This is a genomic window from Microbacterium cremeum, assembly GCF_015277855.1.
GTDB classification, from domain to species: Bacteria; Actinomycetota; Actinomycetes; order Actinomycetales; family Microbacteriaceae; genus Microbacterium; species Microbacterium cremeum.
This window is the reverse complement of the sequence record NZ_CP063812.1, coordinates 3,877,724-3,902,284: the sequence shown is the minus strand read 5'-3', so window position 1 is coordinate 3,902,284 and position 24,561 is coordinate 3,877,724. Positions and strand designations below refer to the sequence as shown.

At 71.8% G+C, this 24,561-nt stretch carries 22 protein-coding genes; 14 read left to right on the top strand and 8 right to left on the bottom strand.

All coding sequences use genetic code 11. The features are described from left to right. Positions 1-121 precede the first annotated feature (121 nt). Positions 122-1,645 carry an MATE family efflux transporter gene (locus tag IM778_RS17315; RefSeq protein ID WP_194410022.1) on the top strand — a complete coding sequence of 508 codons (1,524 nt, stop codon included), beginning with the start codon at positions 122-124 and terminating at the stop codon, positions 1,643-1,645. 64 nt (positions 1,646-1,709) lie between these two features. Here IM778_RS17315 and IM778_RS17310 read toward each other — a convergent pair whose 3' ends face one another. Beyond that, the gene (locus IM778_RS17310; RefSeq protein ID WP_194410021.1) at positions 1,710-3,095 is read right to left on the bottom strand and encodes an HNH endonuclease; all 1,386 of its coding nucleotides are present in this window, start codon (positions 3,093-3,095) and stop codon (positions 1,710-1,712) included. Positions 3,096-3,383: 288 nt separating this feature from the next. Here IM778_RS17310 and IM778_RS17305 point away from each other — a divergent pair, with 288 nt between their 5' ends. Continuing rightward, positions 3,384-4,634, top strand: coding sequence for an alpha/beta fold hydrolase (locus IM778_RS17305; protein WP_194410020.1), 1,251 nt, complete (start codon positions 3,384-3,386; stop codon positions 4,632-4,634). Between the two features lie 66 nt (positions 4,635-4,700). On the opposite strand, the gene IM778_RS17300 is transcribed toward IM778_RS17305, so the two are convergent. The 3 genes from IM778_RS17300 to IM778_RS17290 all read right to left on the bottom strand — a co-directional run bounded on the left by IM778_RS17300 (position 4,701) and on the right by IM778_RS17290 (position 8,092). Then, on the bottom strand, positions 4,701-6,980 hold the full coding sequence (locus tag IM778_RS17300) for an esterase-like activity of phytase family protein (RefSeq protein ID WP_194410019.1): 2,280 nt from the start codon (positions 6,978-6,980) through the stop codon (positions 4,701-4,703). 168 nt (positions 6,981-7,148) lie between these two features. After that, positions 7,149-7,325, bottom strand: coding sequence for a CsbD family protein (locus IM778_RS17295; RefSeq protein WP_194410018.1), 177 nt, complete (start codon positions 7,323-7,325; stop codon positions 7,149-7,151). Between the two features lie 56 nt (positions 7,326-7,381). Next, complete coding sequence (locus IM778_RS17290; RefSeq protein ID WP_194410017.1) at positions 7,382-8,092, bottom strand: hypothetical protein; 711 nt, start codon at positions 8,090-8,092, stop codon at positions 7,382-7,384. A gap of 143 nt (positions 8,093-8,235) precedes the next feature. Here IM778_RS17290 and IM778_RS17285 point away from each other — a divergent pair, with 143 nt between their 5' ends. Next, positions 8,236-9,051, top strand: coding sequence for an alpha/beta fold hydrolase (locus tag IM778_RS17285; protein ID WP_194410016.1), 816 nt, complete (start codon positions 8,236-8,238; stop codon positions 9,049-9,051). Between the two features lie 111 nt (positions 9,052-9,162). On the opposite strand, the gene IM778_RS17280 is transcribed toward IM778_RS17285, so the two are convergent. Continuing rightward, positions 9,163-9,603 carry a hypothetical protein gene (locus IM778_RS17280; RefSeq protein ID WP_194410015.1) on the bottom strand — a complete coding sequence of 147 codons (441 nt, stop codon included), beginning with the start codon at positions 9,601-9,603 and terminating at the stop codon, positions 9,163-9,165. A 129-nt stretch (positions 9,604-9,732) separates the two neighbouring features. On the opposite strand from IM778_RS17280, the gene IM778_RS17275 reads away from it, so the two are divergent. The 4 genes from IM778_RS17275 to IM778_RS17265 all read left to right on the top strand — a co-directional run bounded on the left by IM778_RS17275 (position 9,733) and on the right by IM778_RS17265 (position 12,298). After that, the gene (locus tag IM778_RS17275; RefSeq protein ID WP_194410014.1) at positions 9,733-11,115 is read left to right on the top strand and encodes a pyridoxal phosphate-dependent decarboxylase family protein; all 1,383 of its coding nucleotides are present in this window, start codon (positions 9,733-9,735) and stop codon (positions 11,113-11,115) included. Between the two features lie 147 nt (positions 11,116-11,262). Continuing rightward, positions 11,263-11,829, top strand: coding sequence for a hypothetical protein (locus tag IM778_RS17270; RefSeq protein WP_228484645.1), 567 nt, complete (start codon positions 11,263-11,265; stop codon positions 11,827-11,829). Beyond that, positions 11,826-11,972, top strand: a complete 147-nt coding sequence (locus IM778_RS17825) for a hypothetical protein (RefSeq protein WP_228484644.1) — start codon at positions 11,826-11,828, stop codon at positions 11,970-11,972. Before IM778_RS17270 ends, IM778_RS17825 begins: the two co-directional genes overlap by 4 nt. Further along, positions 11,969-12,298: an amino acid transporter gene (locus tag IM778_RS17265; protein WP_194410013.1), complete on the top strand. Its 330-nt coding sequence runs from the start codon at positions 11,969-11,971 to the stop codon at positions 12,296-12,298. The genes IM778_RS17825 and IM778_RS17265 overlap by 4 nt, the downstream gene beginning before the upstream one ends. A gap of 173 nt (positions 12,299-12,471) precedes the next feature. Here the strand turns inward: IM778_RS17265 and purB are convergent, their stop codons facing one another. Together purB and IM778_RS17255 are read right to left on the bottom strand one after the other, a co-directional pair. After that, positions 12,472-13,866: an adenylosuccinate lyase gene (gene purB / locus IM778_RS17260; RefSeq protein ID WP_228484643.1), complete on the bottom strand. Its 1,395-nt coding sequence runs from the start codon at positions 13,864-13,866 to the stop codon at positions 12,472-12,474. A gap of 44 nt (positions 13,867-13,910) precedes the next feature. Continuing rightward, a complete protein-coding gene (locus IM778_RS17255; protein WP_194410012.1) occupies positions 13,911-14,417 on the bottom strand; it encodes a low molecular weight protein-tyrosine-phosphatase in 507 nt (168 codons plus the stop codon). 185 nt (positions 14,418-14,602) lie between these two features. On the opposite strand from IM778_RS17255, the gene IM778_RS17250 reads away from it, so the two are divergent. The 3 genes from IM778_RS17250 (at position 14,603) to IM778_RS17240 (ending at position 19,141) form a co-directional block, all read left to right on the top strand. After that, positions 14,603-17,239 (top strand): ExeM/NucH family extracellular endonuclease, encoded by a 2,637-nt coding sequence (locus tag IM778_RS17250; RefSeq protein ID WP_228484642.1) that lies wholly within the window; start codon positions 14,603-14,605, stop codon positions 17,237-17,239. 147 nt (positions 17,240-17,386) lie between these two features. Continuing rightward, entirely contained in the window at positions 17,387-17,689 is a 303-nt protein-coding gene (locus IM778_RS17245; protein ID WP_194410010.1) for a hypothetical protein, read from the top strand. Between the two features lie 543 nt (positions 17,690-18,232). Continuing rightward, entirely contained in the window at positions 18,233-19,141 is a 909-nt protein-coding gene (locus tag IM778_RS17240) for an alpha/beta hydrolase family protein (protein WP_194410009.1), read from the top strand. Between the two features lie 3 nt (positions 19,142-19,144). Here the strand turns inward: IM778_RS17240 and IM778_RS17235 are convergent, their stop codons facing one another. After that, positions 19,145-19,537: a phage holin family protein gene (locus IM778_RS17235; protein WP_194410008.1), complete on the bottom strand. Its 393-nt coding sequence runs from the start codon at positions 19,535-19,537 to the stop codon at positions 19,145-19,147. A gap of 94 nt (positions 19,538-19,631) precedes the next feature. On the opposite strand from IM778_RS17235, the gene IM778_RS17230 reads away from it, so the two are divergent. The 4 genes from IM778_RS17230 to IM778_RS17215 all read left to right on the top strand — a co-directional run bounded on the left by IM778_RS17230 (position 19,632) and on the right by IM778_RS17215 (position 24,525). Further along, positions 19,632-20,753: a histidinol-phosphate transaminase gene (locus IM778_RS17230; RefSeq protein ID WP_228484641.1), complete on the top strand. Its 1,122-nt coding sequence runs from the start codon at positions 19,632-19,634 to the stop codon at positions 20,751-20,753. Between the two features lie 17 nt (positions 20,754-20,770). Beyond that, positions 20,771-21,931 (top strand): thiamine pyrophosphate-dependent dehydrogenase E1 component subunit alpha, encoded by a 1,161-nt coding sequence (locus IM778_RS17225; protein WP_194411962.1) that lies wholly within the window; start codon positions 20,771-20,773, stop codon positions 21,929-21,931. A gap of 119 nt (positions 21,932-22,050) precedes the next feature. Beyond that, positions 22,051-23,016 carry an alpha-ketoacid dehydrogenase subunit beta gene (locus IM778_RS17220; protein ID WP_194411961.1) on the top strand — a complete coding sequence of 322 codons (966 nt, stop codon included), beginning with the start codon at positions 22,051-22,053 and terminating at the stop codon, positions 23,014-23,016. 117 nt (positions 23,017-23,133) lie between these two features. After that, positions 23,134-24,525, top strand: coding sequence for a dihydrolipoamide acetyltransferase family protein (locus IM778_RS17215; protein WP_194410006.1), 1,392 nt, complete (start codon positions 23,134-23,136; stop codon positions 24,523-24,525). Positions 24,526-24,561 lie beyond the last annotated feature (36 nt).

Sequence of the window (24,561 nt, the reverse complement as noted above, 5' to 3'; positions counted from 1 at the left end):
TACGAACTCTCGTCGACGCCGCGGGCGTGCGGACACGGGCAGCCGAATCGATTCAATAGGCTGGGAGGGTCGTCGCTCCGACATCCCCCATGCCCGCCCTCCTCGTTCGAGAGCTGCCCTCATGTCCACCGCCCTCACCGCGGGCCACCCGTGGCGCGTCATCGCGCTGTTCTCCGTCCCGCTGCTGATCGGCAACGTCGTCCAGCAGCTGTATCAGGTCGCCGACGCCATCGTCGTCGGCCGGCAGCTCGGCGTCGACGCGCTCGCCGCGGTGGGCGCGACCGGCAGCATGATGTTCTTGCTGCTCGGCTTCGCGTGGGGGCTCACGTCGGGGTTCGCGATCCCGACCGCTCAGGCGTTCGGAGCCGGCGACATCACGGCGGTGCGCCGATCGGTCGCCGCGGGGACGCTGCTCACCGCTGCGTGCACGGTGTTGCTGACGATGGGTGCGCCGCTCCTCACCGAGCCCATGCTCGTGGCACTGCGCACCCCGCCCGAGCTCATGGACGACGCCGTCGTCTTCGCCCAGATCAGCTTCCTCGGCGCCGGCGCCATGATGTTCTTCAACTACCTGTCGGCCGTCATCCGTGCCATCGGCGACTCGCGCACGCCACTGGTGTTCCTCACGCTCGCGTGCGCGCTCAACGTCGGCCTCGTGATCCTCATGGTCGGACCGTTCGGGTGGGGCGTGGGCGGCGCGGCGCTGGCGACCGTCGTCTCGCAGGCGATCTCGGTGCTGCTGTGCCTCGAGTTCGTACGGCGACGGATGCCGGTGCTCCGCGTCCGCCGCGAAGACTGGCGCGTCACGCGCGCCGAGCTGGCCGAGCACCTGCGGCTCGGGCTGCCGATGGGCTTCCAAGCGTCGATCATCGCGATCGGGACGCTCACCGTGCAGGTCGCGCTCAACGACCTCGGCGCCGAGGCGGTCGCCGCGTACACCGCGGCGGCGCGGGTCGACGGACTCGCCGTGGCGCTGTTGCAGTCGCTCGGACTCGCCGTGTCGATGTTCGTCGCGCAGAACCACGGCGGCGGACGCCCCGACCGCATCCGCAGCGGCGTGACGCAGGCGACCTGGATGTCGGTCGCCGTGTCGATCGTGCTCGGCGCGCTGCTCATCGCGTTCGGCGCCGCGCTGGTGCGGCTGTTCGTCGGCGACGAGTCGGCGCACGTCGTGGATCTCGCAGCGCAGATGCTCGCCATCAACGGCGCGACGTACTGGCTGCTCGGCATCCTGTTCGTGCTCCGTGGCGCGCTGCAGGGGCTCGGACACACCCTGATCCCCACGGTCACCGGTGTGATCGAGCTGTTCATGCGCGTGGGCGCGGCCGTCGTGCTCGGCGGGCTGTTCGGTTTCATCGGCGTCGTGGCGAGCAACCCGCTCGCGTGGCTCGGCGCCGTCGTCGTGCTCGTGCCCGCCTACCTGCACGCGCACCGCCGGCTCGCCTCGGCGCCGATCACCCCGTCGGCTCCGACGCCCACGACGCCGATCGCCGTCATCGGCCCGACCGACGGCTCCATGGTCGTCGACGCCGTGGTCACGCAGCCCATCGTGCTGCCCACCGGCACCCAGACCCCGGGTGGCCTGCGTCGCCTCCGCCGCCCCTTCGCAGCCGTCGCGCGGACCTCCCGCCGCACCCGCCGCTAGGGCTGAGCTGACAACCGCGACCGGCGAGGGGACGCGTGCGCCACTGCCGGCCGCGTGCGGGCGGTCAGAAGGGTGGCGCGCCTGGCGTGCCGGGTGGATGGTCGTCCGAGAACAGCCAGGGTTCTCGCGTGATGCGGCGACGGTCGAGAAGCGCCTGGTCGGGTACGAACCGGACGGTGGGTTCGGGCCGGTCGGTGTGCCTGCGGCCGGTGGGGCTGGTCCACACCAGGACGCCGGGCGAGACCTGCTCGACGGTCCAGGCGTCGATGCTCTTGAGCACGTGATGGCGGCGGCAGAGGTGAGCGAGGTTTTCGTGACGGGTGGGACCGTCGTCGACGCGGGCGATGGTGTGGTCGATGTCGCACCGCCGGACCGGGCGGCGGCATCCGGGGAATCGGCAGTGCTCGTCGCGGGCGGCGAGGAACCTCTGCAGCGCGGGGCCGGGCCGGTACCGGTCGACGGCGAGCACGGCACCGGTGACCGGGGAGGTCATCACGCGTTCCCAGCCCGGTGCGGCAGCGGCGAGAGCACGGGCGGTTTCGGAGTCGATGGGGCCGTAGCCGGCGAGCAGGCAAGGCTCGTCGGAGGCGCCGGTCATGGTGAGGACGGGGACGGTGACCTGCACGGTCGGGCGGATCGCGTCGAGACCCTCGCCGGCGACGCAGTCCTGGGGGCCGGCGGTGAGCAGGGTGTCGGTGAGGATGTCGGCGCGCAGTTGGTCCATCGTGCGGGTGTCGCGGGGCTCGTCCTCGCCGCCGGCACCGCCGGTGTCGCCGGCAGCCGGGGGGACGGGTTCGCGGGCGGCGATGACCGAGCGCGCCTGCGCGGTGATCCGGTCGTGGATGCCGTGGATCAGGGTGGCGTCGGCGGTCAGGGTGAGAGCGGCCTGGTTGTCGGGGAGGTCCACCACCTCGACGCTGCGTCGACTGTTCGCTTCGATGCGGCGCTCGTCGAGGCAGCGGTCGAGGAAGCGTTCCGCGACGGCACGCAGCACCGGTGCGAGCCTGCCCGGGGTGAGCTGCCGCGCACGGTCCAGGGCGATCCGGACGAACTCGTCGCGCGCAGCATCGTCGTCGATCGGGTCGCCGATGTCGTGGATCGTGGCGAGGTGCTGCCGGGAGATCTCTCCGCGTGCCAGCGCGTCCACCCCCGCGGTGAATCGGGCGCACAGGTCGGTGGCTTCGGAGAGGAGCCGGGTCACCGTGCGCTCCGACGTCCTCGTCGAGGCGGCGAGGTCCGCGACCAGGGCCCGTCGGCTGAGCTCCGCCCGCCGTGCCTGATCGGGCGATGCGTGGGCGGGCCGGGCGACGGCGGCCGCGGCATCCGCCAGCAGCCGGATCTCCGCAGCCTCCGCAGCCGCCCGAGAGCGTCGGCCCGCCTCGAACCCGTCGACCAGCCTCGACACGGCGACGAATGCCGTGGAAGCGTCGAACACAGGATCGGCAGACATGAGGCTCGCAGACGAAAGAGCGGACAGGGGTGAGATCCCGGCGCATCTCGCGCCCTGCACTCACCCGTCACGCATGCGGCCGAAGCCGCCTCACTCTTCGCCCGCAGACTGCTTACCGGGCCACTTCTTCAACGAATCTCTGATCTACACTCTACCCGCTCCGTGGCACCCACACAAGAACAAAGATACGAACTATCCACTCGAGGCATCGGGGCCCGGAGCACGCATGGCCCCGACGACCTCGGATCCGGCACCGCGCGAGTCGGTGCCACGCCCTAGGCTCACTGCATGTCTGTGTCGACGCGCCGCATGCAGGATCTGACCGTCCACGACCACACGCTCACCGTCCCGCTCGTATGGGGCGACGGCTCCGACTCGCGCACGATCGACGTGTACGCCGCCGAGGTGGTGCGCGAGAGCGGCGAAGACCTGCCCTACCTGGTGTTCCTGCAGGGCGGGCCGGGCCACGAGGCGCCGCGCCCGTTCCACTCGCCCGTCGCGCCGTCGTGGCTCGACGCCGCCCTCGAGCATCACCGCGTCGTACTGCTCGACCAGCGCGGCACGGGCCGGTCGACGCCCGTCAGCGACGCGGATCTCGACCGCGGCGACGACGAGCTCGCGGAGTACATCACGCACCTGCGCGCCGACGCGATCGTCCGCGACTGCGAGGCGATGCGCGCGCACCTGGGCGCTGCGACGTGGAGCGTGCTGGGGCAGTCGTTCGGCGGGTTCACCACGCTGGCATATCTGTCGACGGATGCCTCGTCCCTCGAGCGCGTGTACATCACGGGCGGACTCAGCGCCGTGGGGCGGCACCCCGACGATGTCTACTCCCTCACGTACGACAAGATGCGCATCGAGTCCGAGCGGTACTACCGGCGCTTCCCGAGCCATCGCGACAGGATCCGACGCGTGCTCGACCTCGCGTCGGCGGGCAGGCTCGTGCTGCCCGACGGCGAGGTGGTGTCGGTGTCGCGGGTGCGCTCGCTCGGTGCTCTGCTCGGCAGCAACGACGGCTGGCAGACCCTGTGGGCGCTGCTCGAGCACGAGCCGCACACCAACGCGTTCCGCCACGACCTCGCCGCCGCGATGCCGTTCGGCGCGCGCAACCCGCTGTACTACGTGTTCCACGAGTCCAGCTACGCCGACGGCCACGCGACGCGCTGGTCGGCCGACCGCGTCGAGCCCGACGACTTCCGCGCCGATCCGACGCTGCTGACGGGCGAGCACGCGCGTCGCGAGTGGCTCGACACCGTCCCGGGCCTGCAGCCGTGGCGCGAGGTGACGCTGGCGCTCGCCGAGTTCGAGTGGCCGCGGCTGTACGACGAGGCGGCGATCGCGGCATCCGGTGCCCGCGGCGCAGCCGCCGTCTACGTCCATGACGTCTACGTGCCGTTCGAGTTCTCGATGGACACCGCCCGGCTCCTCCCCGGCGTCACGCCGTGGATCACCAGCGAGCACGAGCACAACGGACTGCGGTCGGGCGGCGACGTGCTCGAGCGGCTCATCGACCTCGCGCAGGGCCGGCGGGTGCGCTGACCGTGACGACGAAGGAGGGGGATGCCGCGGCATCCCCCTCCTCGTGCGTGTGCGGTGCGATCCGGCTCAGCCGCCGAGAGTCACGGTGTCGATCGTGACCGCGGCGATGCCGGGGTGGTCGCTGAAGACGCCGTCCATGCCGGCGTCGAGGAACACCCGCAGCTCGCCGGCGAGGTCGCCATAGGCGGCCGGGTCGGCGCTCGATCGGAACTCGGCCGGGAGGAACTGGTTCTCGGCGCGGAACGTCCAGCCGTGCACCGAGAGGCCCGCAGCGTGCGCATCGGCGATCACCGGCGTCGGCGTGCCGAGGGTGCCGGCCGCGGTGCGCGGGATCATCACCGACTTCTCGAGTCCGACGCCGTCGGCGTACGTCGCGATCTCGGCGAGGCCCGCCGGCGTCACCAGGTCGCGGTAGGTGCGTGCGTCACCGGCGAGCGTGAAGTCGTACGGGCGGCCCGACGAGCTCACCAGCTGGGCGAGCGTCACGTCGGTGAGCGCGTCGAGGTCGCGCAGGTTCGCGGTCTCGAAGCTCTGCAGGATCACCGGCGCGTCGGCACGGTCGAGCCCGTTCGCCCGCAGCGTCGCGACGAGCGGCTCCTCGAGCGACAGGCCGAGGGAGTCGAAGTACGAGGGGTGCTTCGTCTCGGGGTACACCCCGACGGGGCGGCCGTCGCAGCTCACCGAGTGCCGCGCGAGGTCGAGGACCTCGTCGAGCGTCGGGATGAGGTAGAGACCGTCGAACGCGGTGTTGCCGGGGCGCACCTGCGGCAGGCGCTCCTTGGCGCGGAGCGTGCGCAGCTCGGCGAACGTGAAGTCCTCGGTGAACCAGCCGGTGATGCTCGTGCCGTCGATGACCTTGGTGGTGCGGCGCGCGGCGAACTCGGGGTGGTCCGCGACATCCGTCGTACCCGAGATCTCGTTCTCGTGACGGGCGACCAGCACGCCGTCCTTGGTCGAGACGACGTCGGGCTCGATGTAGTCGGCGCACTGCACGATCGCGGTCTCGTACGCCGCGAGGGTGTGCTCGGGACGCGAGCCGCTCGCGCCGCGGTGCCCGATGAGGCTCACCGTCGACGGCTCGAGCTTCGTCTTGTCGAGGTCGATGACGGCGAACTCGGTGTCGTCGGGCGTGCCTGCGATGCGGGCATCGTTGCCGGGGTAGTTGTTGTCGTTGCCGATGAGGAGGCTGCCGTCCTTCAGTTGCACGACCGTCTCGAACGACTGCACCGGCAGCGAGAAGATCTCGCCGGTGCCGTACCCGTCGCCCGCGCCGATGCCGTGCGGGTTGGCGATGCGCAGCGCATCGAGCACGAGCGACTTCTCCAGGTAGCCCTCGGAATCGGTGCGGCGGAGGTCCACCTCGTACACCCGCTTGGTGACGGCCTGCTCACCCTCGAAGTCGTCGCGCTCGATGAGGATCAGCACATCGCTTCGCACCGTGAAGGCATCGCCGATGACGTTCGCCTCCTGATCGGTCTGGTAGCTCCACGTGCGGCCCGTGTACTGGCCGCTGCGGGTGTCGAACTCGAGGATCTCGCGCCGGCGCAGGTCGGGATCGTCGGCGTACGACCCCTCGACGACCGGGTACAGGTAGCGGCCGTTGACCGACCAGGCCATCGCCTCGAATCCGCGGCTCGCTCGCACGCGCGGGGTCTCACCCGCGACGAGGTACGGGTTCTGCGGTGACTTCGCACCCTCGAGCGAGTACGGCTTCTCGAGCAGCGTGCCCTCGGCGTCGAAGTGGAGCAGGAACGGACCGAACTCCTCGCCGACCCAGAACGTGCCGTCCTTCGCGCGCACGACCGACTCGACGTCGAAGTCGGCGCCGGTGAGGAGCCGGTCCGCGGTGCCGTCGTTCACGATCGGGAAGTCGAGGACCCCGTTGCGGTCGTTGTAGGAGATGAAGCGCTCGACCTGGATGGAACCGTCGCCGCCCTCGGCGGTCTGCCAGGCGGGACGCACCAGGTAGTTGCGCAGCAAGAAGTCGGCCGAGTTGCCCTTCGAGCCGAAGCCGTTGTCGGGCTGCGCCCAGAAGGTGCCGTCGCCGTTGTCGATCATGGCCGAGAAGCCCGGGATCACCTGGCCCGGCCAGGGGCCCGTGCGCCCGTTGCCGGGCGACGCCAGCGCACCCGAGGCCGGTCCCGGCTCGAGGTGGTCGGCCGAGAGCGTCGCCCGCGCCACGAGCGTCGGCACATGGGTCTGGACGTACGGCGATTGCGAGCGTGCGTCGCCGGGGTTCGCCGGCGTGGCGCTCGCCGCGGCGGGGAGGAGGGCGGCCGCGGTGGCGGCGGCGGTGGTGACGGTGAGCAGGCGCATCAGCGCGCGCGACGTGCGATTTCGACTCATGCCCCGACGCAATCGGGGCAGTTCTGCCACACGATGACGATGGTCCTACCAATCCCGGGCCGTTCGGTGAACGCGCGGCGAGCGGCTCGTGAGAATCCGCTCACGCGACCGTGCGCAGACGCCGCGATGCCCCGGGATCGCATGACCCCGGGGCATCGCGACGTGAGATCAGCGGTCGTCGGTGAACGCGTCCTTGACCTCGTCGCCGGCCTTCTTGATCTTGGCGCTGGCCTGGTCGGCCACGCCTTCGGCCTGAAGGCTCTCGTTGTCGGTGGCGTCGCCGATCTTCTCCTTCGCCTTGCCCTTCATGTCTTCCATGTCGTGCTTCATGTCGTCCATACCCATCGGGGCATCTCCTTTTCTCGAGTGGTTCATCGGGGGGTTCGGTGGGGCCGGCGGCGTCAGTCGCCGAGGCCGACCCGGTCGACGCGGCGGTGGTAGCGCATTCCGGCCATGCCGCCGAGGACCGCGGCGGCGAGCGTGACGATCGCGGCGCCGAGGGCGGTCAGGATGCCGGTGACCGTGGCGGTCTCGGGTGTCACGGGGATCCGCGGGAAGCCGTCGAGGTTGCCCAGGATGTCCCACTGGCTTCCGGCGACGGCCGTGAGGATCGCGACGATCACCGCGAACACCACGGCCCACAGCCAGACCGCGAGGCCCTGCTTGGCGCCGCTGAACCGCGCCATCCGGCCGGCCACGTAGCCGCCGGCGAAGTATGCGAGGAACAGCACGATCGCGATGGCGATCGCGCCGATGATCGTCGCAGCGCCCATGTTCTGGTTCGCCGCCTCGGCGGCGTCCTCCACGGATTCCGGGGCGGCAAGGCCGAGGGCGGCGCCGATCGCCGCCACGACGGCGGTCAGCAGCAGCAGCGCACCCATCGCCGTCAGCCACCCGAGGAAGGCGGAGCCGAACTTGAACCCGCCGAACCGCTCGTGCTCGCGATGCACCACGTCCTCGCGCAGCGTGGGCCGGTCGGCCGGCACCGTGCGCGCGTCGTCGGCGACGACGCGGCGATCGTCCGCGATGCCGTCGCCGTCCGCGTCGTAGCGGGCCGTGGGCGGGTCGGCCCGCCGGCCGCCCGGCTCGTCGTACGTGTGATCGGTGCTCATGCCGAGAAGCTATTCCGCTCCGCTCATTCGGCCATCCCGGTTGCCAACCGGCGCCGAGGGGCGTAACCTGCGCCGCCTGAGCACGACGACGCTCGTCGACGGCGTGTGCTCGCGAACCGCCGACCCGGAGCAGAATGGGCGGCATGGACGCCGCCCCGCTGGTTCGCACCGAGATGCCCGCCCCGAGCTTCGTCATGTCGGAGGAAGGACACCAGCTCGCGACCTACTCGTGGGGTGATCCGGATGCCGAGCCCGTGCTCTGCGTGCACGGCTTCGCATCGAGCTGCCGCGACAACTGGGTCGACACCGGCTGGGTGCGCGACCTCACGCGCGCCGGGTATCGCGTCATCGGCGTCGACCAGCGCGGTCACGGCGCGAGCGACAAGCCGCACGACCCCCGCGCGTACTCGATGGACTCGTTCGTGGCCGATCTCGTCGTCGTGCTCGACACCTACCTCGTCGCGGAGGTGCGCTACGTCGGCTACTCGCTCGGCGCGCGCGTGGGATGGCAGCTGGCGGTGGACCACCCGGAGCACGTCCGGCGCGCCGTGCTCGGCGGCATCCCCGACGGGCGTCCGCTGGCCCGGCTGCAGATCGACCAGGCACGGGCGTATGCCGACGATGGAATACCTGTCGAGGACCCGGTGACCCGGAACTACGTGACGCTGGCCGAGCGGGTCCCCGGCAACGACCTGCGCGCCCTCGTCGCGCTCGCCGAGGGGATGCGCCTGGGCGACGCCGACCCGGATCCGAACCGTCCGCCGGTGCAGCCCGTGCTGTTCGCGACCGGATCGGAGGACGCCATCCTGTCGCGATCCCGCGCGCTGGCGGCCACGGCGCCGAACGGCATCTTCGAGGAGATCCCGGGCCGCCACCACTTCAACGCACCCGGGTCACGCGCCTTCCGGCAGGCCGCGCTCCCGTTCCTCGCAGGCCTCGCACCAAGCGCCGACGCCTGAGGCCTGAGCGCCGACGCCTGAGGCCTGAGCGCCGACCGGATGCCGCGAGCCGCGGCATCCGGTTCCCGTACGGGTGAGCGGGTGCCGCGGCTCGTCACGCGCGGGCGGAGCTCAGTCGACGGCCGCCTTCACGAGCGCCGTGACGCGCTTCTCGACCGCCGCCGTCCACGCCGTCACGGCGAACCCGATCGGCCACATGTCGCCGTCGTCGAGGGTCGCCGGGTCGTCGAAGTTGATGGTCGCGTAGCGGGTCTTGAACTTCGACGCGGGCTGGATGAACACGACGACCTTGCCCGCCTCGTTGGCGTACGCCGGGAACCCGTAGAACGTCTTGGGCACGAGGTGGGGCGCCGCCTCGCCCACGACCTTGTGCAGGCCCTCGGCGAGCACCTTGTCGGTTCCTTCGAGCTTCGCGATCGCCTCGAGCACCTGCTTCGTGCCGGCCTCGCGGCTCTTGCCCGCCTTCGCCTGGGCGCGCAGCTCCTTCGCACGCTGCTTGACGGCGTCGCGCTCCTCCTGGGACAGTCCGTCGGAGGTGGTCTTCTCTGCCATGTCGTTCTCCTTCACACTCGTGGGCCATCCGGCCGATGTCCACAACGCTACGGACGGCGCCGCTCGCGCGCTTCTCCATTCCTGCGCGATCCCGTTACCGTGATGTGCAGCCCGAGAGCAGGAGCAGACATGTCCGCGACGAACCCCGCCCAGATGCACGCGATCTCCGACGAGACGCGTCACACGGTCGACGACGTGCTCGACTACGCGCGACGCCGCGCGCTGTACCAGGACGTGCCGCTCGACAAGCCGATGACGCCGCGCGACCTCGCGCGCCTCGCCTCCGGCTCGATCACCGACGGCGGCATCGGCGCCCGTCGCGCGATCGCCCTGTTCGAGAACGTGCTGGCGCCGGCGTGCCTGTCGACCGACCATCCGGGGTACCTGTCGTTCATCCCCTCGGCTCCGAGCAAGGCGGCGCTCGCGTTCGACGTCGTGGTGTCGGCATCCGCCGTGTACGGAGGATCGTGGATGGAGGGGGCCGGGGCCGTCTTCGCCGAGAACGAGGTGCTGCACTGGCTGGCGGCGGAGTTCGGGATGCCGGAGGGCTCGGGCGGCGTGTTCGTCCAGGGCGGCACGATCGGCAACCTCTCCGCCCTGGTCACCGCGCGCGACGCGGCACGCCGCCGCAACCGCGAGGCGGGACGACCCGACCCGGCACGGTGGGTCGTCGTCTGCAGCGCCGAGGCGCACTCGTCGATCGCGTCCGCCGCGGCCGTCATGGACGTCGACGTCGCCACGGCGCCGGTCGACGCCGGCGGGCGACTGCGCGGGCCCGCCGTGGCGAGCGTGCTCGACGACCTCGGCGACGCGGTGTTCGCGGTGGTCGCAACCGCCGGCACGACCAACTTCGGCATCGTCGACGACATCGCCGGCGTCGGGACCGAGGCCAACGCCCGCGGCATCTGGTTCCACGTCGACGGCGCCTACGGCCTGGCGGCGATGCTCGTCGAGAGCGCCCGCCCGGCGTTCGCGGGCGTGGAGCTCGCCGACTCGGCGATCGTCGACCCACACAAGTGGCTGTTCGCGCCGTTCGACGCGTGCGCCCTGATCTACCGCGAGCCGGCGTTGGCGCTGTCGGCGCACACGCAGAAGGCCGAGTACCTCGACACCCTCACCGACAAGCCGGACTGGAACCCGTCCGACCTCGCGGTGCAGCTCACGCGCCGCGCGCGAGGCCTGCCGCTGTGGTTCTCGCTGGCGACCCACGGCACCGAGCAGTACCGGTCGACCATCGCGTACGGCATCGATCTCGCGCGGCGCATCGCCGATGAGATCGAGTCGCGCGAGGGGCTGTCGCTCGTGCGCGACCCGCAGCTGTCGGTCGTGGTGTTCCGGCGCGAAGGGTGGACGGCCGCCGACTACGCCGCGTGGTCCGACCGTCTGCTCGACGAGCAGCACGCGTTCGTCGTGCCGAGCTCGCACGCCGGCGAGCCGGTGCTGCGGTTCGCGATCGTCTCGCCGCTCACGACGTTCGAGCTGCTCACCGGGATCCTCGACACGCTGGCCTGAGGCATCCGTTCTCGCGCTCGTCCGGTCCGGCACGGGATCGCCTGATCCGGCGCCGGATGGGCGGCGGATGCCGCGACCGGCGCCGCGCGTAGGATGGGGGCATCCGTTCCCCATCTGGGAAACGCCTCCGCTCCCGCAGGACAAGCCGTGACCTCAGCCGAATCCCGCACGTTCGCCGTGCGCCACGTGCAGCTCGCCCGTGCCGCGTTCGCGGCGCTCGCAGCGCTCATGATCACGTTCTCGCCCGACCACTCGGCGGCGGTCGGCATGGCGGTCTTCAGCGGCTTCGCGATCGCGAGCGGACTCGTGCTGCTGCTGTCGGTGTGGCTCGTGTACCCGGCAGGCCGTCGGTGGCAGGCGGGCGCTCTCGGCGGCGTGACCCTCGTCGCAGGCATGGTCGGCGGACTCGGTCCGATGCGCACCGTCACCGGATTCTTCGTCATCGTCATCGCGTGGGCCCTCGTCAGCGGAGCACTCGAACTCCTCGCGGGCTCTCTCGGCCTGCGCGGCCGCACCGAACGGCGCGAGATCGCGCCGGGCGTCGCCGACGCGCGGCCGCCGGCCCCGGTCGGCCGCGCTCCGAGAGCCGGGACGCCGCCGTCGCCGGCGCGATCACGCTGCTCCTCGGCGTGGCGCTGCTGTTCGTCCAGCCGGCGTACGCCCTCGACTACACCATCGAAGAGGCGCGGCAGACGTTCACCCTCACCGGGGTGACGATCGGCGTCGGCATCTTCGGCGGCTACGCCGCCATCATCGCCGTATACCTCGGCATCGCCGGGTTCTCGCCCCGAGCCGTCGCCGACACGACGGCAGCCCCCGCATCCACTGATGCGGCCGATCAGAAGGACTCCGCGTGAGCGACGACCGTCCCACCCGCCGCGACCTCATGAAGCCCGTGCAGCTGCTGGGCCTCGCGTTCGGCGCGGCCGCGTTCGCCGGCATCGTGACGCTCGTGTCGATGGGGTTCTTCCAGCAGCGCACCGCCGCCGAGGCTCAGGCGGCGGTCGTGGTCGCGCTGATCATCGCGGGCGTGAGCTTCATCGCCGTGCTCCTGATCGTGTCGCTGCTGCTGCTGGCCGTCGACCCGGCGCAGATCACCAAGCAGGTCGACCGGCCGGTGCTGCTCCCCGAGGAGTCCGACGACGATCCGGATGCCGCGGCATCCGCCGACCCCAAGGCCTGAGGCGGGACGAGCGAAGCGCCCCCCCGGTCGTTGAGCGAGCCGCGCTACCCCCCCGGTCGTTGAGCGAGCCGCGCTACCCCCCGGTCGTTGCGCGAGCCGAGCTACCCCCCCGGTCGTTGCGCGAGCCGAGCGACCCCCCCGGTCGTTGAGCGAGCGAAGCGATACGAAACGCGTCAGAGCTCGTCGACGAGCTGCGAGGCGAGGCCGTCGTAGGTCGCGGGGGTGAGCGCGAGCAGCCGCTCCTTCGCGTCGTCGCCGATGTCGAGCCCGCGCACGAACTCGGCCAGCTCGGCGGCGCCGACGCGACGGCCCCGCGTGAGGTCCTTCAGCAGTGCGTAGGGGTCGCTGATCTGCGAGCGCCCCGCGGCGATCTCGGCGCGCACCACGGTCTGGATGGCCTCGGCGAGCACCTCCCAGTTCGTGTCGAGGTCGGCCAGCAGCACCTGCTCGGCGAGGGCGATCTCGCCGAGGCCGCGCTGCAGGTTGTCGAGCGCGAGCAGCGAGTGGCCGAGGGCGACGCCGATGTTGCGCTGCGTCGTCGAGTCGGTGAGGTCGCGCTGCAGCCGGCTCGTGACGAGCGTCTGCGAGAGCGTGCCGAGGAGTCCGCCCGCGATCTCGAGGTTGGCCTCGGCGTTCTCGAAGCGGATGGGGTTGATCTTGTGCGGCATGGTCGACGAGCCGGTGGCCCCCGCGACCGGGATCTGCGTGAAGTAGCCGATCGAGATGTATGTCCAGACATCCGTCGCGAGATTGTGCAGGATGCCGCCGGCATGACGCACGCGGTCGTACAGCTCGACCTGCCAGTCGTGCGACTCGATCTGGGTCGTGAGGATGTTGAAGTCGAGGCCGAGCCCCTCGATGAACTCGCGCGACAGCGCGGGCCAGTCGACCTCGGGCTCTGCCGCGAGGTGCGCCGACCACGTGCCGGTGGCGCCCGAGAACTTCGCGAGGTAGTCGCCGCCCTGGATCTGGTCGGCGACGCGAGCGAGGCGCCACGCGAAGACGGCGAGCTCTTTGCCCATCGTCGACGGCGTCGCCGGCTGCCCGTGGGTGCGTGAGAGCATCGCCGCGTCGCGATGCCTGACCGCGAGGTCGCCGAGCGTGGCGATCACGGCGCGCAGCTTCGGCAGCCACACGCGCTCGACCGCGCGACGCACGGTGAGCGCGTAGGAGGTGGAGTTGATGTCTTCGCTGGTGCACGCGAAGTGGGTCAGCTCGGCGATCGCGTCGAGCCCGAGCGACGACAGCCGGTCGCGCACGAGGTACTCCACGGCCTTGACGTCGTGACGGGTGACCGACTCCTTCTCGGCGAGCCAGTCGATCTCGCCCTGCCCGAACTCGAGGTACAGCGCGCGCAGCCGCGCCTTGTCGGCCTCGGCGAGCGGCGAGGTGCCGAACAGCGAGCGGTCGGTGAGGGCGATGAGCCACTCCACCTCGACCTCGACGCGGGCGCGGTTCAGGCCCGCCTCCGAGAGGTACTCGCCGAGCTCGCCCACCGCGGGGCGATAGCGACCGTCGAGCGGACTCAGCGGCTGCCACGGTAGAGCGGAGGAGGGCAGAGAGGTCACGGTGGCTCCCGTCGGGCTTCGAAAACGGCCGGCGGACCGCGGCGCTACGGCACCGGTCGGATCGCGGGTTCGAGTTGCCGGAAGAGCGCCCGGCTCGCACTCTCGATCATACCGAGCACCTCGTCGAACATCCGGGGGCCGGCGTAGTACGGGTCGGGCACGTCGAGCGTCCGGGCCGTGGGATCGAACGACAGCAGCAGCGCGATCTTGTCGGCGTCGGCCTCGGTGCGCGCCCAGCCCCGCAGGATCCGCTCGTGGCTGCGGTCGAGCGCCACCACGAGGTCGCCGTGGGCGAAGTCGGCGTGCGTGAACTGCCGCGCGCGATGATGCGTCCCGTCGTACCCGGCGCGGGCGAGCGCGTCGATGGTGCGCTGATCGGCCTGCTCGCCCACGTGCCAGTCGCCCGTGCCGGCGCTCGTCGAGGCGACCCGCGCACCCAGGCCCGAGGCATCCGCGAACTCCCGGAACACGACGTCCGCCATCGGCGACCGGCAGATGTTCCCCGTGCAGACGAAGACGACGCGGAAGGGCTCCACGGCGCTCGCGGTCATGCGCTCCATTCTGGCGCGACGCGCACGAGCACCCAAGTGCGCCGGCGACGGTCCGACACCCGGCGTTCACGTCCTCTCCTCCTCGGGGTCTTCCGCGACGGATGCCGCTCCCTTACGTTGTGAGGATCGGGGAGGGTCATGCACGCCCTCCCCACGTGTGTCCGCTCCACCCACCAGGAGGATCCGTGCCCCGTCCCACCCGCCGCCTCACCGCGGCCCTCACCGCCGCGGCGCTCGCCGCCGCCGGAGTCGTGGCCTTCGCCGCGCCCGCGGCTGCGGCATCCGGCGATCTGCTGATCAGCGAGTACATCGAGGGAACGTCCAACAACAAGGCGATCGAGATCTACAACCCCAGCACCGCCGCCGTCGACCTCGGCGCGGCCGGCTACTCGCTGCAGGTCTACTTCAACGGATCGGCGTCGGCGGGCCTGACCGTGCCGCTGGCGGGCACCGTCGCGCCCGACGACGTGTTCGTGCTCGCGCACGCGTCGTCCGTGCCCGCCGTGCTCGCCCAGGCCGACCAGACGACGTCGTCGGGCGTGTTCAACGGCGACGACGCCGTCGCGCTCGCGAAGGGCGGCGCCATCGTGGACGTCGTCGGGCAGATCGGATTCGACCCCGGCGCCGAGTGGGGAACCGGCCTGAACTCGACCGCCGACAACACGCTTCGCCGTGCGCCGGACACGTGCGTCGGCGACACGAACGGGTCCGACGTGTTCGATCCCGCGGCGGGCTGGATCGGCTTCGCGGTCGACACCTTCGACGGCCTCGGGGCGCACGACGCGGACTGCGCGCTCGACCCCACTGACCCGACCGACCCGGACGGCGCGGACTGCGACGCCGCGCCCGTCGCGATCGGATCGGTGCAGGGCGCCGGGGCGGCCACGCCCATCCCGGGCCAGGCGGTCCTCATCGAGGGCGTCGTGGTCGGCGACTTCCAGACCGGCGGCTTCGACGGCTACTACGTCCAGGACGCCGGCGACGGCGACTCCGCCACGTCCGACGGCATCTTCGTCTACGCCCCGGGTGGCGCAGCCGTCGCGCCCGGCGACGTGGTGTCGGTGGCCGGCACGGCGACCGAGTTCTTCGGCATGACGCAGGTCTCGGCCACCGACGTCGAGATCTGCGCGACCGGCCAGGCGCTCCCCGCCCCCGCCGTGCTGACGCTCCCGGCGACCACCGCGCAGCGCGAGGCGCTGGAGGGCATGTACGTGACGCTGCCGCAGCAGCTCGCGATCGGCGAGACGTTCGAGTTCGGCCGCTTCGGCACGATCACGCTGACGCTCGGCCGTCAGTACCAGCCGACGGGGCTCCACGACGCCGGATCGACCGCGGCGATCGAGCTCGCCGCGAAGAACGTCGCCGAGAGCATCACCGTCGACGACGGTCGCGGCATCCAGAATCCCGACCCGGCGATCCACCCGAACGGCGAGGTGTTCACGCTCGCGAACACGTTCCGCAGCGGCGACCTCGTCACCGACGTCACGGGCGTCCTCGACTACCGTTTCGACACCTGGGCCGTGCAGCCGACCGAGGGTGCGCAGTTCGCGTCGGGCAATCCCCGCACCGGTGTCCCCGAGGTGGGCGGCGACCTGACGGTCGCGAGCTTCAACGTGCTCAACTACTTCACGACGCTGGGCTCGCGCGGTGCGAACGACGCCGCCGAGTTCGAGCGGCAGGAGGCGAAGATCGTCACCGCCCTCGCCGAGATCGACGCCGACGTGTTCGGCCTCATCGAGATCGAGAACAACGGCACGGCGGTCGCGGCGCTCACCGACGCGCTCAACGAGCGCCTCGGCGCCGAGGCGTACGACTACGTCGACACCGGCGTGATCGGCACCGACGTGATCACGACGGCGCTGATCTACAAGCCCGCCTCGGTGACGCCGGCCGGCTCGTTCCAGCTCATGGACCAGTCGAAGGACGCGCGCTGGCTCGACGCCTTCAACCGCCCGGGCCTGACGCAGAGCTTCACCGACGCGGCGGGCGCGACCTTCACCGTCGTGGTGAACCACCTGAAGTCGAAGGGCTCCGACTGCAACGCGGTCGGCGACCCGACCGACCCGAACGGGCAGGGCAACTGCAACGGCGTGCGCACGCAGGCCGCCGCGGCGCTCGCGGACTGGCTCGCCACCGACCCGACGGGTCAGGGCGCCGGGCGCGAGCTCATCATGGGCGACCTGAACGCGTACGCCCAGGAGGACCCGATCCAGGCGCTCGCGGGCGCCGGCTACACCGACCTGCTCGCGCAGTTCCACGGGACGGATGCCTACTCGTACATCTTCGACGGGCAGCTCGGCTATCTCGACTACGCACTCGCCGGCGGCGACGTGCTCGACGAGGTGGTCGGTGCCGCGACGTGGAACGTCAACGCCGATGAGCCGAGCCTCATCGACTACGACATGACGTTCAAGCTGCCCGCGCAGGACGCGCTGTACGCGCCCGACGCCTACCGCTCGAGCGACCACGACCCGGTGATCGTCGGGCTCGCGCTCACGCCGCCCGACACCACCCCGCCGACCATCGAGGCGATGGCCCACCCGTCGTTCCTCCTCGCGCCGAACAACAAGATGCGCGCGATCGAGATGCACGTCGACGCGGCCGACGACGGTGGCGAGGTGACGGTCGAGCTCACCGGCGTGACGGTCGAGGGCACGTCCAAGGGCGAGTGGCGCCAGACCGGCGACCGCACGTTCGAGGTGAAGGCCGTGAACGGCGCGGTCTACACGTTCACCTGGACGGCGACGGATGCCGCGGGCAACACGTCCACCGACACCGCGGTCGTCAAGGTCGGCGTGAAGAGCCTGTTCGACCTGTCCTGACCCGTGCGACGAGGCGCCGTCCCTCCGGGGGCGGCGCCTCGTCGCGTGCCCGCGCCCGGCTCCTCCCCAGGGCACGGGTGCCGCCCGTCGTGCACAGATCTCCCGCTGCGGCCGGGGCCGCACCGCGGCCGGCGCCAGCATGGACGCGTGAACGATCCCGCCGCCCCCGTCTCGCATCAGCTGGCCCTCGTCGTGCGCGATCTGGCCGTGGTCATCGGACGGCTGACGGATGCCGCGGCCGCCGCGCGAGGCCTCTCCGCGGCGACCGACTGGCAGTCCGCCGCCGCCGCCGCCTTCCACGAGCGAGCCGAGGCCTGGGCCGGCGAGGTGTCAGGGCTCGTGTGCCTTGCCGAGAGCGCTCGGATCGATGCGTGTCACGCCCGTGACCGGGCGGCGCTGCGCGAAGCCGACGCCTACGCGGCCGCCTTCGCCCCGGCGGGCGCCCGATGAGCGGCGGCGGCCCTGCCCCGCAGCCCGGCGGCGACCTCGGGCTCGGCGGCGACCCCGGGGCCGACGGCGGTCGCCGGGGCGACCTCGGCGACTGGCTGAGCGGACTGGTGCAATCCTGGCCGCGAGCCGACACGGGGCTCGAGATCCGGGGCGGCGGAGCCGTGGCCGTCGACACCGGCAGCCTGCGGCACGCGGCGTCGCGGTTCGTCGCCGCCGAGGCCGACCTCGACGAGATCTGCCGGCGGCTCGGCACCTCGCACGGGGTGCTGCTCGGGCTGCGCGGGCATGCGTGGGACGCGGTCTCGTCGGTGACGGTGCTGTTCCAGCGGCTGGTCGAGGTGAGAGCCGAGGCCGAGCGGATCGCGGCGGCGCTGCGCGAAGCGGCCATCGCCTACGAGCTGGTCGAGCTGAACGCCGAGCACCGCGCGGCGGTCGCGGCGGGCGACGACGCGCGGGCGGCGGCGCTCGATGCGCGGGTGACGCGCTTGAGCCAGGAGCACCCCGAGGCGTGGCGACGCACTGGGGGCCGAGGTCGATCGCACGGTGAACTGGCCCGGCGAACTCGCGCGGCAGGCCGCCGAGAGCGGGCTCGTCGTGGGCGCCGAGTTCGGCGGGCCCGCCGGCATCGCCACCGGCGCCGCGATGGGCGTCGGCACGATCGCGGGTGCCGCGGTGCTCGGGATCGGCGGGCAGGGGCGGCTCTCCCGTGACGCGCGGCTCACCGGTCGGGCGGGCGCCGTGACCCTCACGACGGTGCGTCCGGCGGCGGCGTCCGGCGCGCCGCAGAGCCTGACCGCGGTGACGCAGCGGATGCCGGGGGCCGGGGACTCCCGCGTGCGCGTCGAGAAGTACACGATGCCCGACGGCTCGAAGCAGTTCGCGGTGTACATCGCCGGCATGCAGTCGTTCGCCTACGGGGGCGACGACCCGTGGGACAACCAGGCGAACCACGAGCTCTACACGGGCCGCGAGTCGGAGTCGTTCGCCGCGACGAAGCAGGCGCTGGTCGCGGCCGGTGCCGAGCCGGGCGACGTCGTGCACGCCTTCGGGCACTCGCAGGGGGCCATGATCGGCTCGCACCTCGCGCTCGACGGCGAGTACGACACGCGCACGCTCGTCACCTTCGGCAGCCCGGTCGCGGCCGACGTCGGCACCGGCACGCTCAGCGTGACGGTGCGCCACACCGACGACCCGGTGGCGGCGCTCGCCGGCGGCGGCCACAACGCCGCCGTCGGGGCTCCCGGCAGCTTCGTCGTCGAGCGCGTGGCCGACACCGAGGTCGGGCTCGCCGATGCCGCCGTGCCCGGCCACCGGATGACCGCCTACGCGGAGACCGCGGCGCTCGTCGACGCCTCGACCGACCCGCGCGTCGGCAATCTGCGCGACGTCTTCGACGACCTGGGCGCCGCCGAGTCCGTCGAGGTCACCGAGTACGCCGCGACCCGCGGCTGAGCATCAGCTCTTCGAGCGCGGACGCAGGATGATGCCGAAGAGCCAGTTGATGAGCGAGATGATGATCGCCGCGACGACGCCCCACCAGAAGTCCTCGACGCGCAGGCCCCAGTTCCAGAAGCCGGTGATCCACGCGGTCAGCCACAGCAGGAACGCGTTGATGACCAGGCCGATGAGGCCGAGCGTCAGGATGTACAGCGGGAACGCGAGCACCTTGATGACGGTGCCGATGATGGTGTTGACCAGCGCGAAGATCGCGGCGACGAGCAGCAGCGTGAGGACCAGCTGCAGGGTCTCTCCCGGCGGGAACGGGATGACGAAGACCTGCAGCGCGGGGATCAGGGTCACGACCCAGATGGCGAAGGCGTTGATCACGACGCGGATGAGGAAGCCCATAGTGCGCCAGTCTGGCATGCACCCCGAGCGCGGCCAATGGTTTTCCGGTGCCGCGCGGGGTGCGGCATCCGTCGTCGCTCGTAGACTCGGGAGCGTGACCGATGCCCCCGAGATCCCCGTGCGCGTGCGCCCCGAGGTGGCCGCGCTGCCGCCCTACAAGCAGGGCAGGCAGGCCGGCGCCGAGGCGTTCAAGCTCTCCAGCAACGAGAACCCGTTCGACCCGCTGCCGGGCGTGCTCGAGCGGGTGCAGGCGGCCACGGCGCTCAACCGGTATCCGGATGCCTCCGCCGCCCGCCTGCGGGAGCGCCTCGCAGCGCGGTTCGGCGTCGGGGTCGACGCCGTCCACATCGGCGCGGGCAGCGTCTCGATCCTCGCGCAGCTCGTGCAGGCGACGTGCGGCCCGGGCGACGAGCTCGTCTACGCGTGGCGATCGTTCGAGGCGTACCCCTGGCTCGCCGTGGTCGCCGGCGCGACCGCGGTGCACGTGCCGCTCCGCGCGGGCGCACGCCACGACCTCGACGCGATGGCCGGCGCGATCACCGATCGCACGCGCGCCGTCATCGCATGCAGCCCCAACAACCCCACGGGGCCGATCGTCACGCAGGCCGAGTTCGACGCGTTCGTGGAGCGCGTCCCGTCCGACGTCCTGGTGATCCTCGACGAGGCGTACGCCGAGTTCGTGACCGACCCCGACGCCGTCGACGGCCTGCGCGAGCCCGGTGGGCCCCGCCGTGCGAACGTCGTCGTCCTGCGGACCTTCTCGAAGGCGTACGGGCTCGCGGGGCTCCGCGTCGGCTACGCCGTCGGGCATCCCCGCGTGCTCGACGCGGCGCGCAGCACCGCGATCCCGCTGTCGGTCACCGCACACGCCGAGGAGGCTGCGCTCGCGAGCCTCGAGGCCGAGGCCGAGCTGCTCGAGCGGGTGCGCGAGATCGCCGGGCGCCGTGACCGGCTGGCGGCCGCCCTCCGCGATGCCGGCTGGAACATCCCCGAGGCGCAGGGCAACTTCGTGTGGCTGCCCAGTGGAGACGAGACGCTGACCTTCGCGTCGGCGTTCGAAGAGGCGGGCCTCATCGTGCGCCCGTTCGCCGGTGACGGCATCCGGATCTCGGTCGGCGAAGAGGGATCTGTCGACAAGGTCCTACGGATTGCGGCATCCGTTGTGAAGGACCTCCCAGAGGGCCATCCCGGAGTGCGGGCTAGCGTAGAACGGTGACTCCGCCCGAAGATTCGGTGACGACCGACGCCACGGCGCCCTCGGCACAGACCTCGTCCGAACCCCCCACGCTCGTCCGCTTCCTCCAGGCCGACGGCTCGTTCGCGCCGAGCCCGGCCGCCGAGCCCTACCTCGAGCTCGTCGAAGGCCTCGCCGACGCCGACCTCGAGCAGTTCTACCGCGACATGGCCGTCATCCGCGCGTTCGACGTGCAGGCGACCAATCTGCAGCGGCAGGGCCAGCTCGCGCTGTGGCCGCCGAGCTACGGGCAGGAGGCGGCGCAGGTCGGCTCGGCGCGCGCCGCGCGAGCCCAGGACCACCTCTTCCCGTCGTATCGCGAGCACGTCGTGACCCGGATCCGCGGCGTCGACCCGATCGACATCATCCGGCTGATGCGCGGACTCACCCACGGCGGCTGGAACCCGTTCGACCCGAAGAACGGCAACACGCACATCTACACGCTCGTGCTCGGCGCCCAGACGCTCCACGCCACCGGCTTCGGCATGGGACTCACGCTCGACGGCCGCTGCGGCACCGGCGACCCCGAACGCGACGAGGCCGTCATCGTCTACTACGGCGACGGCGCGTCCAGCCAGGGCGACGTGCACGAGGCCATGGTCTTCGCGAACAGCTACCGCACCCCCGAGGTGTTCTTCCTGCAGAACAACCAGTGGGCGATCTCGGTGCCGGTGTCGACCCAGTCGCGCTCGCCGCTGTACAAGCGCGGCGAGGGATACGGGATGCCGAGCATCCCGATCGACGGCAACGACGTGCTCGCGAGCTGGGCCGTCACCCGCACGGCGCTCGACGAGGCGCGTGCGGGCCAGGGGCCGCGGGCGATCGAGGCGATGACCTACCGGCTCGGCGCGCACACCACCAGCGACGACCCGACGAAGTACCGCACGTCCGACGAGGAGGAGTCGTGGCGGCGCCGCGACCCGATCGCGCGCATGAGGGCGTACCTCTTGGCGCGGGGCGCGTCGGAGGCGTTCTTCGCCGACGTCGAGGCCGAGTCGCAGGCCCTCGCCGACGACACCCGCACGCGCACCAATGCACTCGGCGGCCTCGAGGCCGACAGCATGTTCGCGCACGTGTATTCCGAGGCGCACCCCCTGATCGACGAGCAGCGGCGGTGGCTCGCCGACTACGAGGTATCCTTCGCAGGAGGCGCATCGTGAGCACCGATACCACCCGGTCGTCGAGCGAGGTCACCTCGACAGGCTCAGGAACCGCGGACGAGACGAAACGCCCCGAGCCGTCCGCAAACGCCCGGGCCGAGGCATCCACCGTCCAGACCATGCCGTTCAGCCGCGCCATCAATGCCGGCCTGCGCGCGGCGATGGCCGCGAGCGACCGCGTGCTGCTGATGGGCGAAGACATCGGCAAGCTCGGCGGTGTCTTCCGCGTGACCGAAGGGCTCGTCGCCGAGTTCGGAGACCGCCGCGTGCTCGACACGCCGCTGGCGGAGTCGGGCATCGTCGGGACCGCGATCGGCCTGGCGATGGCGGGCTTCCGGCCCGTCGTCGAGATCCAGTTCGACGGCTTCGTGTTCCCCGCGTTCGACCAGATCACGGCGCAGCTCGCCAAGATCACCAACCGCCACGAGGGCGCGGTGCAGATGCCCGTCGTCATCCGCATCCCGTACGGCGGGCACATCGGCGCGGTCGAGCACCACCAGGAGAGCCCCGAGGCGTACTTCACGCACACCGCCGGGCTCCGGGTCGTGAGCCCGTCGACGCCGAACGACGGCTACTGGATGATCCAGGACGCGATCGCCTCGGCCGACCCGGTGATCTTCCTCGAGCCCAAGAGCAAGTACTGGCAGAAGGGCGAGGTCGACACGTCGGCGCGCGCTCTGCCGCTGCACGCGTCGCGCGTCGTCCGCCGCGGCACCGACGTCACCCTCGTGGGCCACGGCGCCATGGTGACGACGCTGCTGCAGGCCGCGTCGATCGCCGAGTCCGAGGGCACGTCGTGCGAGGTCGTCGATCTGCGGTCGCTGTCGCCGGTCGACTACGGCCCGATCCTCGACTCCGTGCGCCGCACCGGACGGATGGTCTACGCCCAGGAGGCGCCGGGCTTCACGAGCCTCGGCTCGGAGGTCGCCGCCACCGTGATGGAGAAGGCGTTCTACGCCCTCGAGGCGCCCGTGCTGCGCGTGTCGGGCTTCGACACGCCCTTCCCCGCCGCGAAGCTCGAGGGCGCCTACCTCCCGGACGCCGACCGGGTGCTTGAAGCCGTCGACCGCGCCCTGGCCTACTGACCGTGCCCCTCTCCTTCCCGCGAGAGTGCAGCTGATGGACGAGAGTATGGGTACTTGCCTACCCCTCGTCCGCCCGCTGCACTCTCGCGGACAGGCGGGGGCTGAAAGGGACCGAACATGAGCACTCAGACCTTCCTCCTCCCGGACGTCGGCGAGGGACTCACCGAGGCCGAGATCGTGCAGTGGCGCGTGAAGCCCGGCGACAGCGTCGCGGTCAACGACGTGCTCGTCGAGATCGAGACGGCGAAGTCGCTGGTCGAGCTGCCGTCGCCGTTCGCCGGCACGGTGGGCGAGGTGCTGGCCGCCGAGGGCGAGACCGTGAACGTCGGAGCGCCGATCATCACGATCGCCGCGACGACGGATGCCGCAGGCCCGACGACCGTCGGCCAGTCCGAGCACGGCGAGCCCGGCGACCCCTCCGGCGACGGCGGCGACGGCGCGGTGCTCGTGGGTTACGGCACCGGGGGTCACGTGCAGTCTCGGCGCAGGAAGCCCGCGGCTCCCGCGGAGCAGCGGGTCGCGGCATCCGTCGGCGTCGTCGCGAAGCCCCCGATCCGCAAGCTCGCCCGCGACCTCGGCGTCGACCTCGCCGCGGTCCAGCCGAGCGGTCCCGCCGGCGAGGTGACGCGCGACGACGTCATGCGCCACGCGTCGCAGGCGAGCGTGTTCCGCAACATCGAGACCCCCGCGTGGGGCGACGTGCGCGAAGAGACGATCCCCGTGCCCGCCCGCGAGCCCGCCGGGCCCCCGGCGGTCGCCCCGGCCAAGCCGGTGCCCGATGCCACCCTTCGCCAGGCTCAGGAACCGGGCCGCGAGGAGACGATCGCCGTCAAGGGCGTGCGCAAGGCCACGTCGTCGGCGATGGTGCAGTCCGCCTACTCCGCACCGCACGTGTCGGTGTGGACAGACGTCGATGCCACCCGCACGATGGAGCTCGTCAAGCGGCTCAAGGCCTCGCCGGACTTCGCCGACGTCAAGGTCTCGCCGCTGCTGATCATGGCGCGAGCGGTCATCTGGGCGGTGCGCCGCACGCCGATGGTCAACGCCGCGTGGGTGGATGCCGAGGGCGGCGCCGAGATCCGCGTGCGCCGGTACGTCAACCTGGGCATCGCCGCGGCGACGCCGCGCGGCCTGCTCGTGCCGAACATCAAGGACGCGCAGGACCTGTCGATGCGCGATCTCGCCCGCGCGCTCGAGAAGCTCACGCTGACCGCGCGCGAGGGGCGGACGACGCCGGCCGATCAGCAGGGCGGCACGATCACGATCACGAACATCGGGGTCTTCGGGATGGACGCCGGCACACCCATCATCAACCCGGGCGAGTCGGGCATCGTGGCGCTCGGCACGATCCGTCAGAAGCCCTGGGTGGTCGACGGCGAGGTGCGCCCGCGCTTCGTCACGACCGTGTCGGGGTCGTTCGACCACCGGGTGATCGACGGCGACGGGATGTCGCGGTTCATCGCCGACGTCGCCTCGATCCTCGAGGAGCCCGCGCTGCTGCTCGACTGAGGCGAGGGGCATGACGGCGGGGTTCGAACGTCCTTC